Source organism: Glycomyces sambucus, assembly GCF_900102815.1.
In the GTDB taxonomy this organism is placed as follows: Bacteria; Actinomycetota; Actinomycetes; order Mycobacteriales; family Micromonosporaceae; genus Glycomyces; species Glycomyces sambucus.
In genome coordinates, this window is the sequence record NZ_FNGF01000004.1 from 420,415 (window position 1) to 434,873 (window position 14,459).

The 14,459-nt window shown below is 66.4% G+C and carries 12 protein-coding genes, 1 tRNA gene and 1 pseudogene; 8 read left to right on the top strand and 6 right to left on the bottom strand.

The features are described from left to right. Position 1: 1 nt before the first annotated feature. The 3 genes from BLS99_RS14465 to BLS99_RS25720 all read right to left on the bottom strand — a co-directional run bounded on the left by BLS99_RS14465 (position 2) and on the right by BLS99_RS25720 (position 5,083). On the bottom strand, positions 2-2,524 hold the full coding sequence (locus BLS99_RS14465; protein WP_091050857.1) for a DEAD/DEAH box helicase: 2,523 nt from the start codon (positions 2,522-2,524) through the stop codon (positions 2-4). Further along, complete coding sequence (locus BLS99_RS14470) at positions 2,521-4,143, bottom strand: site-specific DNA-methyltransferase (protein ID WP_143034812.1); 1,623 nt, start codon at positions 4,141-4,143, stop codon at positions 2,521-2,523. The genes BLS99_RS14465 and BLS99_RS14470 overlap by 4 nt, the downstream gene beginning before the upstream one ends. A 418-nt stretch (positions 4,144-4,561) precedes the next feature. Further along, positions 4,562-5,083 carry a hypothetical protein gene (locus tag BLS99_RS25720; protein WP_143034814.1) on the bottom strand — a complete coding sequence of 174 codons (522 nt, stop codon included), beginning with the start codon at positions 5,081-5,083 and terminating at the stop codon, positions 4,562-4,564. Between the two features lie 611 nt (positions 5,084-5,694). On the opposite strand from BLS99_RS25720, the gene BLS99_RS25725 reads away from it, so the two are divergent. Beyond that, entirely contained in the window at positions 5,695-6,183 is a 489-nt protein-coding gene (locus BLS99_RS25725; protein WP_143034815.1) for a hypothetical protein, read from the top strand. Between the two features lie 307 nt (positions 6,184-6,490). On the opposite strand, the gene BLS99_RS14480 is transcribed toward BLS99_RS25725, so the two are convergent. After that, on the bottom strand, positions 6,491-7,075 hold the full coding sequence (locus tag BLS99_RS14480; RefSeq protein ID WP_091050864.1) for a DinB family protein: 585 nt from the start codon (positions 7,073-7,075) through the stop codon (positions 6,491-6,493). A 222-nt stretch (positions 7,076-7,297) separates the two neighbouring features. Between BLS99_RS14480 and BLS99_RS26270 the strand changes: the two genes are divergently transcribed. The 4 genes and pseudogenes from BLS99_RS26270 to BLS99_RS14495 all read left to right on the top strand — a co-directional run bounded on the left by BLS99_RS26270 (position 7,298) and on the right by BLS99_RS14495 (position 9,319). After that, positions 7,298-7,675 (top strand): hypothetical protein, encoded by a 378-nt coding sequence (locus tag BLS99_RS26270; protein WP_176953337.1) that lies wholly within the window; start codon positions 7,298-7,300, stop codon positions 7,673-7,675. Beyond that, positions 7,675-7,719, top strand: a pseudogene (locus BLS99_RS27790) (hypothetical protein); the annotation flags it as partial. The gene BLS99_RS26270 and the pseudogene BLS99_RS27790, both read left to right, overlap by 1 nt. A gap of 21 nt (positions 7,720-7,740) precedes the next feature. Further along, positions 7,741-7,941 (top strand): hypothetical protein, encoded by a 201-nt coding sequence (locus BLS99_RS27005; RefSeq protein ID WP_091050872.1) that lies wholly within the window; start codon positions 7,741-7,743, stop codon positions 7,939-7,941. Between the two features lie 259 nt (positions 7,942-8,200). Beyond that, complete coding sequence (locus BLS99_RS14495; protein ID WP_091050874.1) at positions 8,201-9,319, top strand: alpha/beta hydrolase family protein; 1,119 nt, start codon at positions 8,201-8,203, stop codon at positions 9,317-9,319. A gap of 288 nt (positions 9,320-9,607) precedes the next feature. On the opposite strand, the gene BLS99_RS27440 is transcribed toward BLS99_RS14495, so the two are convergent. Further along, the gene (locus tag BLS99_RS27440) at positions 9,608-12,202 is read right to left on the bottom strand and encodes a helix-turn-helix transcriptional regulator (RefSeq protein WP_091050878.1); all 2,595 of its coding nucleotides are present in this window, start codon (positions 12,200-12,202) and stop codon (positions 9,608-9,610) included. 121 nt (positions 12,203-12,323) lie between these two features. Here BLS99_RS27440 and BLS99_RS14505 point away from each other — a divergent pair, with 121 nt between their 5' ends. The 3 genes from BLS99_RS14505 to BLS99_RS14515 are packed head-to-tail and all read left to right on the top strand — an operon-like array spanning position 12,324 to position 14,073. Further along, positions 12,324-12,812, top strand: coding sequence for a DUF1579 family protein (locus tag BLS99_RS14505; protein ID WP_143034818.1), 489 nt, complete (start codon positions 12,324-12,326; stop codon positions 12,810-12,812). Then, positions 12,809-13,285: an SRPBCC family protein gene (locus BLS99_RS14510; protein WP_091050885.1), complete on the top strand. Its 477-nt coding sequence runs from the start codon at positions 12,809-12,811 to the stop codon at positions 13,283-13,285. The genes BLS99_RS14505 and BLS99_RS14510 overlap by 4 nt, the downstream gene beginning before the upstream one ends. 56 nt (positions 13,286-13,341) lie before the next feature. Beyond that, positions 13,342-14,073: a DNA alkylation repair protein gene (locus BLS99_RS14515; protein WP_091050890.1), complete on the top strand. Its 732-nt coding sequence runs from the start codon at positions 13,342-13,344 to the stop codon at positions 14,071-14,073. Between the two features lie 242 nt (positions 14,074-14,315). Here the strand turns inward: BLS99_RS14515 and BLS99_RS14520 are convergent. Further along, positions 14,316-14,400: transfer RNA gene (locus BLS99_RS14520), tRNA-Leu, on the bottom strand. Between the last annotated feature and the right edge of the window lie 59 nt (positions 14,401-14,459).

A 14,459-nucleotide genomic window follows, 5' to 3' on the forward strand; every position in this document is an offset into this window, starting at 1 on the left:
CTCAGACGAAGGTCTGTGCACCTCTGCGAAGAGCCAGCCATGAGGACGAGTTGGCGACCACCGATTCGGATGCGAGAAGGTAGCCCCAGTGGTCGAATACCACGGAGTCCTCGTTGACTGCGCGCAGCCAATCGCGCGCTGCGCTGCACTTGGCTTCCACGACGGCGGAGGCGATCTCGCTGTCGCGTTTACCCTCGATGATCCAGTGGGTGCGCTCATCGTCAATGACGACGAAGTCGGGCTCATACTGCCGTCCGAATGCTCCCATGGAGTAGTCGATGCGCAACGGCACATCGCCATCGACGCGAAGCCAGGAATCCACTCCGCTGGCGGTATCGAACAGTTCTGCCAGGCGGAACTCCGTTGAGTAAGCGTCGAAGCGCACCACGTCGTAGAAGGATCGCTCCCAGCCCTTGTACGGGTAACCGCGCGTGAACGCGGACGACGAGGTAACCAGGTGCCGGTCCGCCGGTGGAACCACCTCGATCCGCTCCTGAGGGTCGGGCCAACGGTTGAGCAGGACCGAGGTCTCGATCCACGTCCGGGTCGCGGCTTGGCGCTGCTTGATCCACTCCGTCAGTCGCGTCGTGGCGAGGCGTCCATGTTCAATCCGCCACGGGGTGCTCTCGGTGACGCGAGCGCCGTCGAGAAAGACCTGGGCGACCTTCAGCGCAGCGTTGGCCTCACGTACCGATGCCTCGATTCCGTCAGTGCGGAGCAGACGGCCCACGAGGTCATTCTCGATCGAGAGGTACGGGATCAACTGCGCTGACGCTGCCACTTTGTCGTGCTGCTCGGCCAGGACTACGTGGGCGTCGCCCATAAGGTCGCGCTGCGCGTTCAGGGCTGTGCGTCGCAGCGAGTCTCCCTCGTCGTTGGCGAACTGGCGGCCGAGCGCCTCGACCTGAGTCAGGTCGAGGTTCGCAAGCGAGAACGAGTCCCGCCTTGTCGTACGGGTCACACGCGGGATAAAGAGCGGCAGCGTGTGGGCGCGCTGTGGCTTCGGAGAGACAACCTCGGCTACTGCCTTCTCGGAGGACCGCGCCGCATCTGCGCGGCTCTCGGGCGTCGCGAAGACAATCCCCGTGTGTATTCGACCTGACGCCGGTGAATCGCCGTATTGACTGTGGTCCTTAAGGTTTACTGCCGAGCCATCAGGGAGCGAAACCTCAATGGAGTCGACGGCATTGGGGTCGACTGGGAGCGTAGCGGTCGAGCCCGGCAGCAGGCCCGGCGAGATGATGCCGGGCACCGGATTCGGCGTGACGACGACGTCTTCGGTGCGCTTGCCAAGGGTCTCCTCGAGCAACACCCTGGCCTGCTTCAGGAGCGCCGTGAACGAGCGATGGGAGAGTACCTCCACAGTGTCGAGCATCGGGTTGCCTGTGCGGGTGCCGAACGGGAGCCGGAGCCCGCGGCCGAGGACCTGCTCAGTGAGGAGTGACGACTCGAGAGAACGCACGGAGGCGATCACGTAGACGTTCTTCACATCCCAGCCCTCCTTCAGCATGCCGACACTGACAACTGCACGGATGGGAGAGTCCGGGTTCTCCAAAGTGTCGAGCAGGGAGAGCGTCTTGTCGGGCTCCTCGGACGTCACGAGCAGGACCTGGGAGGGGTCACTGAGCATGTCGGGTCCGGCTAGTAGGTCGCGAATCTCGTTCGCCTCGTCGATGGTTGAAGCCACCACGAAGAGAATCGGCTCGGAGTAGGCCTGCCGTGTCATGTCGCAGTATGCGCGCATGGTGGTCGCCTTTGCAGCAAGCAGCGTCAAGCCGTCCGCCATCTGCGTGCGCAGGTCCGCGACGCCGTCGCGACGCGACACCAGCACCGGAATCTTTACGTATCCGTCGGCGATCGCCGACGACAACGGGTAGCGGTAGACAATCTTTGACTCGGTGGCTTCATGAGGGGTGGCCGTGAGTCCCACGAGAGCGAGCGGGTGCATCTGCTCTATCGCCTGCTGGAACTTCTTCGCGTTTCCCGAGTAGTAGACATGGTGCTCATCGGCGATGACGACGAGGTCGCCAGCAGCCTGCAAGTAGTCATACAACGCGACTCCGGTCGTCTCGTGCTCACGATATGCCCGGCGGGCACTATTCGTGTTGGGGCGCAGCAGCGATTGCACCGTGAGGACGAAAACCTTGAACCTCGCGGGATCCTCAAGAGCTGCCCCGACTTCGCCACGTTCCAGTGAGTCGAGCGTGACGACCAGCGGGTTCGACTGCAGCCCGCGAAGATACTTGCGATGCCCCGGGGTGAGGTTGTCGACCGTCTTTCGCTGGATTGTGGATCCGGGTGTCACAATCACCACATTGCTGACGCCCGACGCATACAGGTAGTCCAACAAGGCGCCGGCGATGTAGGTCTTTCCAACTCCGGTCGCGAGGTCTGCGACCAGTTCGGCGCCGAACTCGGCCGTGCGTAGGGCCTGGGCCAGTGCGTCGAGCGCGTCCTGATTTGGCTTGCGGAGGTCGAGGGTGTGCGAGACCTGCTCGATCAGACTATGGTCGTACTCGATCATTCGCCGACCTCGCGGGAAGCACGCCGCCGGAGGCGCAGCGCCGACTTGGTAAGGAGATCGCGAGGAGCCTTCGTGATCTTCGAGCCCTTGGCGAGTTGCACCAGAGTCGCAGCAGCTCCGTCAAGAATGGACCGTCCGACGATCTCAACGCGCTCCCCCGCGTTGAGCTTGCTAACCACAGCACGCACCTCTTCTTCGCCCACAGTGCCGTCGAGCACCGCCAGTCGCATCCTGCCGCGGAATCCGCAAAGAGGCGCAGCGTCAGGCTGGAACTCGTACCCCAATTGACCAGCAACGGCTCTTGCAAATGTGCCGTTCGTGGCGGCATCGGAAAGCAACACTCCCACTGGCGTGTCGATGTACATGGATGGTCCAACTTCGACGCATCGGAAGCCGCCCCCGCGCTCCCACCCGACGGCCTTCGTGATGCCACCCTGGTCTTCACCCTTCACGACGAGTTCGAGCCGCGGCCGCGTGAACGTTTCAACGGTCTCAGGAGACACCTCGGCAGTGACCCACCGTCGGCCCATCTTGTGCGCAACTGCGGCCGTCGACCCAGATCCGGCGAAACAGTCAAGAACGATGTCGGCCGGATCCGAACTAATATGAATGATGCGCTCAAGGAGACGCTCGGGCTTCGGTGTCGAGAATGAATCCTGCTCAAACAGCTTCGCAATCTCGGCCTTTGCTTCGCGGTTGTTCCCAACTTCCTCATGAAGCCATACGGTCGTCGGAACAAGGTTGCCTAGCTCGGACTTAAACCTCTTCCGGAAAGGAAAGGAGCGCCCGTTCTTGCCCCACCAGATCCGGTTGTCCGCCACCAGTGCCGCGAAATTCTCCTCAGACGTAGCCCAGGGCCGACCGGGCCGGGGCTTAAACACGTCCCCGTGAGGCCCCACCACTTCGTAGTGGCCGTCCTTGTATGCCTTCGAGGCTGTCATGTCGCTACGTCGCCACGGCCCTCGTGAATCCTCATCGGGGTTCCAGAAATCGCTATCGCTCTTCTCCGTCCGAGCGACCCTGTTTGACCTCCACTTGGTGGCATCTTTGGCGTAAACGGTGATGAAATCGTGATCAGCAGAAAAGTGCATCGCCGAATTATTGCGTGCGTGGATTTTCTGCCAGATCACAGTTGTGACAAAGTTGCTAGCCCCGAAGACCTCGTCCAGGAGTGCGCGCATTCTGTGCTGCTCGACATCATCCAAATGGACCCAGACCGATCCAGTGTCAGACAACAACTCACGGATTAGGATCAGACGCTCGTGCATGAACGAGAGCCAGGTTGCGTGCTCCAGCCAGTCGTCGTATTGATCGAATGTCTGACCGGTATTGAATGGCGGATCGATATAGACCTGCTTGATCTTCCCGCGATAGACCCGGCGATACTCGGGGACCTCGGCCAGGATCCGAAGAACATCTAGCGAGTCGCCAGTGAACAGGAGATTGTCCGCGTGTGGGTCTGCGTCTTTCACCCCGCCTACTGCAGTGGTGAGCTCGCTGACCCGCACCTCGGCTGCGGCGGGATGGTTACGGTCGACCCATACAGGCTTGCCTTCATCGTCCTTGGGGACGAGAAGGAAGCGGTCCTTGTTGGGCCACATCAACTCAAGTCTCGTCACCACTGAAATCTATCCTGACAACGATCGGCACTTACATCCAGGGCGACTTCATGTGTGGGGTTTGTGAGGCTACTCGGATTGAATAGACTTAGTTGGACTGCAAAAACTTAGAAATGTGACAGACAAGGCCCACCGGTGTTAATGGGAGTGCTGGAAACTTTCGGTCGTGGTGGGGATTCATGTGGGGGCTTATTCAAGTTCCCGAATAGTCAGAATTGTGGTTGATGCCAGGAACGGGAGAGCTCGTTCAGGTTGGGCTGCGATTGACCTGGTGGTCTTGGCGATGTTGGTGCCGCCAAGGATTTTGAGGGAGTCCGTTTCAAGCCTTCCATCGCTCCGCCCAACACTGCACCAACTTTGGGAGCCCAGCTGGGCAAAATTGGTGCACGGTGGAGCTTGTACGTGCTCAACCAAAGGCTCAATCTTCGCCGAGGCCCATTGCAGCAAAAAGAGACAGTTGGTTGAGGTCGAGCTCAGGCCGGTAAACCGGAAATCCTGGCCCATCACCGTCTGCACGCCGCCAAGAGAGCTGCTCCACCGAAAATCCGAATTCCCCGCCAAAGAGGACAGCAATTCGAATTATCAATCGAATGGATCCATCCGCCCTGACCGCACGAGAAATCTTTGTCAATTCTATTGTCCATCCCGGATCGGGTTCGAATGACTCAGGAAACTCAGCCTCAAATTCCACGTTGTAATCGACTGCATACTCGACTAGAGAGGTCTCATCAGGGGTATCCGACCCGCGAATAACTTCGAACAGACCGCCCCATTCAAAATCGACGTGAACGTTGAACAGCCCGTTTGACCAGATCTTGGTGAGAGACTTGCGGCCAAGATAGTACGGTGATGCCAAGTTGGCTTTCAAATCGCTCACTAAGAAGCCTGTGCAGAGAAAGTCACAAGCCAACTCGTTCGCATCCAAGAGAACCGTCTTCACATTGCAGGATTCTATGCCATCCGGCGACAACCATATTTACCCCCGGTCTCCTCAACGACTCGTTCGGGCCTTATATTCACTTCTGTCACAACAGAACCAGAAGGCGTGAAATAAGGAAATTAGTTCGGGCCTCGATCGAATTCTTCCTAGATTCAACCCCTTAAGACTGACTCGGTTGAGGCCCTGAGCAAGGCTGCCTGTACTGCCATAACCAGTGAACATAAGTTTCCGTAAGCCTCCCTGCTTGGCAGCTGCCGCCGGGTCCGCTAGGTAGGAGTCCTCGGATCCGAGGGCAGAAGATAGGCAGACGTGCCGGCAGGGGCCTAACACCCAAGCGGGCCAGGCGACGTCTTTCAAGCTGAGGCCGCTGTCAACGAGTACGAGATCGGCTCCGCCGGTCGGGAATCTTGTCCGAGAGTGCCTTCGAGCGCGCCGATGCACAGAGCGTCGATCTCCTTGCGTGAGAGGTCCGGAGGCGGGTGAACTCAACGAACGCGAGTTAGGCGCCGAGCGCCAACCGGGTTGCGGGGGGTGTGTCCTCCTGCCCGGTGTACTGGAGGTGGACGCGGTGGTTGTCAGCGATGAGGTGGGCAGCCGACGCAGACCGCAAGGTGCTCAACCAGATCTGCTTCAAGATCCTCTATCTCGACCGAGACCAGCACGGCATACGAACCGCCCGGTCGGAGGCGGGTGCGGCCGAGCCGCCGCTGGACCATGTACGGTCCCGGAGAACCAAAAACGGCGCTGCTTCGAAAAGCAACGCCGATCCTGAAAACGGTTTTCACAAACCTACGGGTTCAAACATGAAACCCAATGCGCGCGACGGGGAGCTTGAACCCCCACATCCGTTAAAGGGCACTATCACCTCAAGTCTACTTTCAGGGCGCTGGCAGACCTACATCTCCACGATCTACTCTCCCGAGACCGAGACCTTCACCCTCGACTTCCGCGACGGCACCCCGGCCCTGCACTACAGCGCACCGGCCCAGACCCGCGAGACGGTGATCGGGGCGTTTCTGAGCTACCTCGCCGGCGACAACCGCTGGAAGACCGCCGCCGAATGGAAGCGCGACACCCACTACGAGCTGATCCAGGGCTGACCGATGCGATACCTCAACGACCCGACCGTCGCCGAATTCCTCGCCGGCCCCCGCCTGCGCCTCCTGGTCTTCGGAACCGGCACCGACCTCAGCAGCCAGGTGTTCGGACGCCAACTCACCCGACGACACCGCCCATGGTGGAAGCCACGCCCGCTTACGCTGGGGATGCCACCACCCTGGGAGCGATTCGGCGAGGCCGGGATCATCGGCTCGGTGATCTCCCACAGCCCGTCGGGCACCAGTTGCCTGGCGAACTCATCCACACATTGTCTATACCAGATGTCTTGCGCACCAACCGAAACAAGCCCTATGACTTGACCTGTTCCGCCGATCTGGCGGCCCGCGCGATCTTCGCGCGGTAGGCCGCACGGGCCTCCTCGTCGATCGGTTGCTCGTTTTCGGGGCGTACGCCGGTCCGGCCGTCGATGCCCTCACGCAGGATGTCGGCGTGGCCGGTGTGCCGGATGGTCTCGCCGAGGACGTGGGTCAGGACGGCGAACAGGTTCGTGTTGGGAGCGGGCTCCGCCCACCACGGCACGTGGCCGGGGGCGTCGAGAGGAAGCGCGTTGATCGTCGTGTCAGAGTGCTCCCAAGTGCGCCGGTAGAAGGCGATGATCTGATCGCGGGTCTCGTCCTCGGCCGCCCACTGGTCGCTGCCGTCGGAGTCCTGCCACAGGCACAGCGGTTCCGGGGAGGGGCGGTCGAAGACCTCGCCGAAGTACCTGGCCTCGACGGTGGCCACGTGTTTGACCAGGCCGAGGAGGTTGGTCCCGGTCGCCGTCAACGGCCGGCGGGTGTCGCATTCGGACAGGCCGTCGAGCTTCCACAGCAGCGCCTCGCGGTCCCGCCGCAGTCTCCCGTGCAGGTTGTCCTTCGCGAAATCATCGATCATGCGGCATGAGCCTGCCATAGGTCGCTCGCGGTTGCGAGATCCCCTCCGCAGCCTGCAACGACCTGCGAAGCCGAGACCCGGCCACGCCTGCCGCCCCGACCTGCTTCGAGAAACCCGCCAACAGAGACGTCTCCCAGCAGGACGAGAGTCCCACCGGACATCTGCGCTCGGAGAGTCTGAAACCAGCAGTTCGCGCCCGGCCGTTCCATACGATCGGCCGCTATGGCACCCGACTGCCTCGGCGAACGCATGACGGCATCGCGTGCTGACGCGATCAGGAACGCCGGCACACCGCGTCGGGCGAGCGCCGTCGTACGCCATCCGGTGCTCGCCGCGCTCGTCATCCTCGTCATCGTGTTCGGATTCCACCAGGTCGTCGGCCGCATGGTCTTCCGCGGCCTCGACGACGGGACCGTGTACTCCAGGCACCTCGGCGAGCTGATCGGGGAGACCCTCTCGGCGCTCCTGGTCGTGGCGATCATCCTCGCCCTGGGATGGTGGCGATCGGTGGGCCTCGCCGGGCCGGTCGCGAAGGGGGCGATTTCGGCGGCGCCCACCTCCTCAACCTCCTCAGCGGGGCGTCGCTGGCACCGCCCCTGATCCAGGTCGGCTACGCCTTCGGGTTCGGCGTCGGATTCGCCGCGCTCCTACTCAGGACGAACACCATGTGGATCGGCATCGTGCTGCACGCGCTGGTCGACGCCAACAGCGGCGCCTGGTTCGGGCCGCCCGCCGGCGGCGGCGACGACGGATCGGCCTCCATCGCCCCGCTGCTCATCGTCGGGCTCCCCCTCCTGGTCTACGGCCTCATCCTCATCCGCAAACGCAAGCAGCAGGCACCCGCACCCTCCACGGTGAACCGGTAGGTCCCGAGGCGAGCCCGTACCGGCTCTGTCTTCGACGAACTCCTCGGGGCCCGTCCACCGGTTCAGCGGCCGCGCAGGCGAAGCTGACCCGCTGCCGTGGCGGGAGCGGTGGCGCGGTGTCGTCTCGATTCGACGAACTTCGGTCCGATGGCCGATGCGGTTCGGTCGTTCGGCCCAGGGCGGCAACGGGATTGCCGGGAAACGTAGTGGAGGCGGGCCCGGCCGGGCCTGCGTCTCCGACACCGATTGGACACCGAAAATGCCGCACCGACGCCTCCTCCTCGGAACTGCCGCGCTGGCCGTCGCCGCCGCCACGGCCGCCGCCGCACCGGCGATAGCGCAGGGCGACTCCGCCGCGGACGCCGCCGACGGGTTCGCGCTCGCCGAGCCCACCGGACCGCACGAGGTGGGATCGAGCGAACTCCACCTCGTCGACGAGGACCGCGCCGACCTGTGGTTCCCCGACCAGGACCGCCAGCTCATGGTCACCATGTGGTACCCGACCCGCGACGAGGGGGGCCAGGCCGCGCCGTACATGACCGCGGCCGAGTCGGCGGTGTTCGTCGACCAGCTCGGCATCGACGCCCCCGGCGACTACTTCGCGACCGTCCGGACCAACGCCGTCGCCGACGCCGAGCCGGCGCGCGGCCCGCTGCCGCTGGTGGTGCTCTCCACCGGCTGGAGCTTCCCGCGCGCCACCCTCACCGGCCTCGCCGAGGATCTCGCCAGCCACGGCTACGCGGTTGCGGCCGTGGGCCACAACTTCGAGGCGCCGATGGAGCTGCCCGACGGCACCGTCAACGGCTGCCTGGCCTGCCCGATGCGCCCCGCGGGCTTCGACGTGACCGTGCAGCGGGCCGCGGATCTCTCGTTCGTCCTCGACGAGCTGACCGCTCGCGGCAGCGAGTGGCGCTCCCGCATCGACACCGACCGGATCGCCGTCGGCGGGCATTCGATGGGCGGCTCGGCCGCGCACACCGCGCTCCAGACCGACGAGCGCTTCGGGGCCGGGTTCAACCTCGACGGCGCCCTCCACGACGCCCAGGACGCGCCGGTCGACGTCCCGTTCCTGCTCGTGGGCGCCGAAGTCAACGGCGTCCCCGGCGAAGCCGACGGCTGGCTGTCGGCATGGCCGCAGATGAGCGACTGGAAGCGGTGGCTCCGCGTGGACCAGACCACCCACTCCACCTTCACCGACCTCGCCCCGTTCGCCGACGACCTCGCCATCCCCACCCAGGAGATGGACGGCGAGCGCGCCCTCGACCTCACCCGCGCCTACGTCCTCGCGTTCATCGACCGGGCCCTCGACTGCGAAGACTCCCCGATCCTCAACGGCCCCAGCACCACATGGCCCGAGGTCGCCTTCGAAAACCCGTGACCGATCGGCGGCGAGCGCTCACGATCGCGAGCGCTCGCCGCCCTCTTCACGCCGGACCCACTCCTCGATACGTTCACCCCTCGCCGCCGCCACCTGCGACTTCACCGACCCTCGGTCCTGCCGGGTCTGGACGTACTGGTCGCGGGAGGCCACGACACGAAATCGCATCCCTGCTCGACGGAACCGTTCCGACGACAGCGGGGACACCAGCGCTGAGTGCCGAAGGCGTGCGGGCGGTGGGCGGGGAACACCTGGGGCCTGATCGAGTGGCACCGCCTCTGGTCGAGCTCATCCGCGTTCGACGGTCCCGAGTTGGGTCCGGTTCGCGACGCCCAGCTTCGCGTACGCGTGCGACAGGTGCGTCTTCACCGTCGCCCGACTCATGAACAGCTTCCCCGCGATCTCGGGATTCGTCATCCCCGTGACGGCCAGTTCGACCACGCTCAGCTCCGTCGGCGTCAGGCTCGCCCAACCGCTCGACGGCCGCGCCCGGCTCCCGCGCGCCCGCCGCGCGTACGCCACGGCCTCCTCCAGCGCCATCGACCGCCCCTTCTCGCGCTCGGGGGTCGAATCGCCCTCCGCCGCGGGGAGGCCGAACTCCTCCCTGGCCCGGTCGCAGGCGCCGAGGATCCGAGCCGACTCCACATCGGAGCCCGCGGCCGCGGCCAGTCCCGCCAGATGCTCGAGACTGCGCACGCACCCCAAGCGCAGCCCGTGCTCGGCGCGCAGCGCGAGCGCCTCGTGGTGGGCGTCCTCCGCCCGCTTCCGATCGGTCTCCAGCAGCCCCGTCACCTCGAAGGCGTCGGCGAGGAGCCCGGGCATCCCGAGCTCGCGCCCGGCCCGCATCGCCACCGCGGCGTGCTCGGCCGCCGCCGCGCCGTCGGACCGCGCCAGCGCCCGCGCGAGCCCGAGCCTCGACTGCGGGGTCAGCAGGCGCCCAGCGGCGCCGCCCGGGTTCACCAGGTCCCGCTCGAACCACCCGACGGCCTGCGCGATGTCCCCGGCGTCCAGATGCAGCTCGCCGACGCAGGAGCAGAACCCCGGCATGAACGGCGGCGGCTCGACCCCCTCAACCACGCGGATCATCGGTGTCACTGCGGCCCAAGCGTTCTCACGCCTCCCGGCCCACAGCTCCACCGTCGCGAGGGCGACCCGCGCCGCGCCGACCCGGTGGTAGTCCCCGAGCGGCTCGGCCAGCGCCAGCGCCTCGCGGGCCAGCTCGACCGCCCGGTGCAGGTCACCGCCGTGGGCGACGCTTATTGCGAGGAGCCCGCACGCCGTCGAGGCGACCTCCCGGTCGCCGCGCGGCACCAGCCCCCGCAGCCCGGCCTCCAGCAGCGCCGCGGCCTGCCCGTGGTCGTCCCGCATGTGGCAGACGATGCCCGTGAGCACGTCGGCGCTGTCGCGGACGAAGCCGTCGCCGAGCCGCACGCCCCGCTCCCGGGCGTCGGCGGCCAGGTCGCGGGCTGCGTCGAGGTCGTCGTAGAACCGGTCGATCGCGGCCAGCGCCAGCGCGAGGGCCGCCGAGCGCGGCTCGCCGACCTCCTCGGCCAGAGCGAACGCCTCCGCCGCGGGCCCGGCGCCCGCGGTCGGCTCGTTGGTGTCGGCGACCAGCGCGAGCCCGGTGAGCAGCCGGGCCTGGAGCGGCGTGCGCTCGCCGTCCCCGAGCGCGAGGGCCTTGCGCAGCAACGCCAGTCCTTCCCGCCCCCGGCGGCTGGAGTGCCAGAACCAGGGCAGTTCGGCGGCCAGGCTCCGCCCGCCGGAGGGGTCGTCCCGCGACAGCCCCCAATCGATCGCCGCGTGCAGGTTCTCGTACTCGCCCGAGACGGCGGACCGCCAGGCGTCCTTGTCGGTGTCGATCAGCGGCCGCAGCGACCGGGCCAGCGAAAGACAGGCCGCCAGGTGGCGGTCGCGCACCGCCTCGCTCGCCCCGGCCTCCACGAGCCGCTGCTCGGCGAACTCGCGGACGGTCTCGAGCATCCGGAACCGCGTCACCGCCCCGCCCGTGTCGGCCGTCAGGAGCGACTTCTCGACCAGGCGCCGCAGGCCCTCCAGGACCCCGAGCGGCTCCTCGTCCGCGCAGAGCGCCTGCGCCGCCGAAGCGGCGAAGCCCCCGCGGAACACCGAGAGCCGCTGGAGCAGCAGCCGCTCGGACTCCTCGAGCAGCCCGTGGCTCCACTCCATCGAGGCCGCGAGCGTCTGGTGCCGGGCGGCGACGCCGTGCGGGCCCCGCACGAGGAGCCGGAACCGGTCGTCGAGGCCGTCCAGGATCTCCTGCGGCGACAAGACCCCCGACCAGGCCGCCGCCAGCTCGACGGCCAGCGGCATCCCCTCCATGCGGGCGCAGGCCGTGGCGATGACCGGATCCTCCGCGGCACCGCCGAGATCGCCTGCGCGGGCGGCGAAGAGGCGCACGGAGTCCTCCCGGTTCATCGGCGGTACCCGCCACACCACCTCGCCTGGCAGCCGCAGCGCCTCGCGGCTGGTGCAGAGGACCGTCAACTGAGGACACGACCGCAGCAGTTCGCCGACGACGTCGGCGGCGGCCTCGAGCACGTGCTCGCAGTTGTCGACGCACAGCAGGATCCGGCGGCCGGCCAGCTGGCTCGCGAGCACTCCCATCGGGTCCCGGTCGGCGCGCAGCACGCCGAAGGCGGCCACGACGGCCTCGGCGACGGCCGCCGGGTCGCCGAGCGCGGAGAGGTCGGCCCAGTACGCGTCCTCGTCCGCGTCCCGGGCGGCGCGGATCGCCAGCCTGGTCTTCCCGCAGCCGCCGGGCCCGACCAGGCTGACCAGCCGCGCCGAGCCCAGCGCGGCGCCGATCGCCCGCAGCTCCTCGCCGCGTCCGATGAATCCGGTCAGTTCAAGCGGCACCCCGTCCATGGCCCGAGTCTGCCACTAGGCCGGGTCGGCGCGCGATATCGGCCACCTGGCCGATTTTCCGGGGCCCCGAATCGACCAGCATGGTCCTCATCAGCGAGAACACCTGAATCGAGGAGTGATCATGGAGAACGAGAACCAGACGACGCCGCTCGGCCCCGACCCCGCGCTGGCGGTCCTGGACCGGTTCGTGGGCGACTGGGTCATGGAGGGCAGCCTCGTCGGCTCGGACGAGGTGAACATCAAGGGCAGGGCGAGCTACCGCTGGCTGCCGGGCGGCTTCTTCCTGGAGCAGCACGTCCAGATCGACTTCGCGGGCATGGCGCAGATCGACAGCTGCGAGCTGGTCGGCTACGACCCGGCGACGGGGACCTACCCGTCCCAGGTCTACTCGAACATGTCGCCGCAGTCGCTGCCCTACACCTGGAAGATCGACGGGGACGAGGTGACCATCACCGTGGTGCACGGCCCGATGGACGCCACCTTCACGGGCCGCTTCAGCGGCGACGACGTCTTCGGCGGCGGCTGGCGCCCCAACCCGGGCGCCGACGAGCAAGTGAACATCTCCTATGACGTGAGCGGCCACCGAGTCCGAGGAGGGGAAGCGGCATGAACGACCCGAGTTTCGCGGTCTCCCGGAGCATCGACGCCCCGGTGGCCCGCGTCTGGGACGCCTGGCGGGATCCCGACCAGATCCGCCGCTGGTGGGGCCCGCAGGGGTTCACCGGCACCACGGCGGAGGTCGACTTCCGCGAAGGCGGCACGACCCTGGTCGGCATGACCATGAAGGACGGACCGGAGTTCTTCAACACCTGGACCTACACGAGGATCATCGATCACGACCGCATCGAGTTCACCTCCCGTTTCGCGGACGAGACGGGCGCCGAGATCGACCCCGCCCGGATGGGCATGCCCCCGGGGGTCCCGAAGGAGGTCCGCCACGTGGTCGCCTTCAAGGAGCATGGCGAGGGCACCGAGCTGACGGTCGAGGAGTTCGACTACGAGCCCGGCCCGATGCTCGAGCAGTCCAGAACGGGCCAGGAGCAGGTCATGGACAACATCGCGGCGCTGTTCGCCGCGACGTAGGCGAGGGCCCCGCGCCACCCGGCGCGGGGCCGTCCGGCACGAAGGAGAGGCAGAGGATGGACCTGACCGCGAACGCGTTCCTCGAAACACTGCGGACGTTCCCCCGCTCCGAGGACCCGGCGACGACCCACAAGCATTACAAGGGCACGGCCGAGGTGCTCGGCGTCAGGATGAAGCACCTCTTCGACACCGCCAAGCGGTTCACGGACATGCCCCTGGACGAGGTCGCGAGGCTGCTCGACGAGCCGGTCTACGAGGCGCGGCTGGGCGCGGTCAGCGTCCTGGACTTCAAGGCCCGCCGCAAGCGGATCACCGACGAGGAGCGTCGAGCGCTCTACGAGCTCTACATGGACCGCCACGACCGCATCGACAGCTGGGACTTCGTGGACCGCGCCGCCCCGCGGGTGGTCGGCTGGTACCTGCTGGACAAGCCCCGCGACCCGCTCTACGAACTCGCGCGTTCGAGCGACACGTGGGAGCGGCGCACCGCCGTCACGGCCTCGTTCTGGCTCATCCGCCGAGGCGACCTGGACGACGCCCTGAGCCTCGCCGAGCTCCTTCTGCGCGATGAGGAACCGCTGATCCACACATCGGTGGGCGTGGCACTCCGCGAGATAGGCCAGGTGGACGAGAACCGCCTGGTCGCCTTCCTGCGAGACCACGCGGGCGACGTCCCGGCGGTCACCTTCCGCTACGCGACGGCGAAACTCCCGCCGGACCTTCGAAGGGACCTGAGGGCGAGAAACGCGCTCGAAGCGCAGGACCCGAACGGAGCAGCGAGCGCATGACCGGCCGACCCGTGGCTGGTCCGAAGCCCGGCCCGGCGAGGAACGTGCTTCTCGCCGGCCGGCCTCACACGCCATATGCTGAGGGGAGGACAAGGCGACCAAGCAGCACGCGCGAGACCATAAAGGAGCATCAGGGAGCCAACTCGGCTCCAAGAACGGCTCCCAGTCAGCGAGCGTCAAAAGCAACGGCCCGATTCGGCCACAAAAAGAAGGCCCCGGGGCATCCGGGGCCTTCCTGTCTGTGCGCGAGGGGGGACTTGAACCCCCACGTCCGTTAAAGGACACTAGCACCTCAAGCTAGCGCGTCTGCCATTCCGCCACCCGCGCGTGCACAGAGAGAGTGTATATCTTGTTTGTTTTGCCTGCCAGTTGGGCCTTTCGGCTTG

Bases quoted from the DNA above. Each gene is read 5' to 3' on its own strand.
- BLS99_RS14465 (WP_091050857.1), bottom strand. From the start codon at position 2,524: ATGATCGAGTACGACCATAGTCTGATCGAGCAGGTCTCGCACACCCTC.
- BLS99_RS14480 (WP_091050864.1), bottom strand. From the start codon at position 7,075: ATGATCGATGATTTCGCGAAGGACAACCTGCACGGGAGACTGCGGCGG.
- BLS99_RS26270 (WP_176953337.1), top strand. From the start codon at position 7,298: ATGGCACCCGACTGCCTCGGCGAACGCATGACGGCATCGCGTGCTGAC.
- BLS99_RS27005 (WP_091050872.1), top strand. From the start codon at position 7,741: ATGTGGATCGGCATCGTGCTGCACGCGCTGGTCGACGCCAACAGCGGC.
- BLS99_RS14495 (WP_091050874.1), top strand. From the start codon at position 8,201: ATGCCGCACCGACGCCTCCTCCTCGGAACTGCCGCGCTGGCCGTCGCC.
- BLS99_RS27440 (WP_091050878.1), bottom strand. From the start codon at position 12,202: ATGGACGGGGTGCCGCTTGAACTGACCGGATTCATCGGACGCGGCGAG.
- BLS99_RS14505 (WP_143034818.1), top strand. From the start codon at position 12,324: ATGGAGAACGAGAACCAGACGACGCCGCTCGGCCCCGACCCCGCGCTG.
- BLS99_RS14510 (WP_091050885.1), top strand. From the start codon at position 12,809: ATGAACGACCCGAGTTTCGCGGTCTCCCGGAGCATCGACGCCCCGGTG.
- BLS99_RS14515 (WP_091050890.1), top strand. From the start codon at position 13,342: ATGGACCTGACCGCGAACGCGTTCCTCGAAACACTGCGGACGTTCCCC.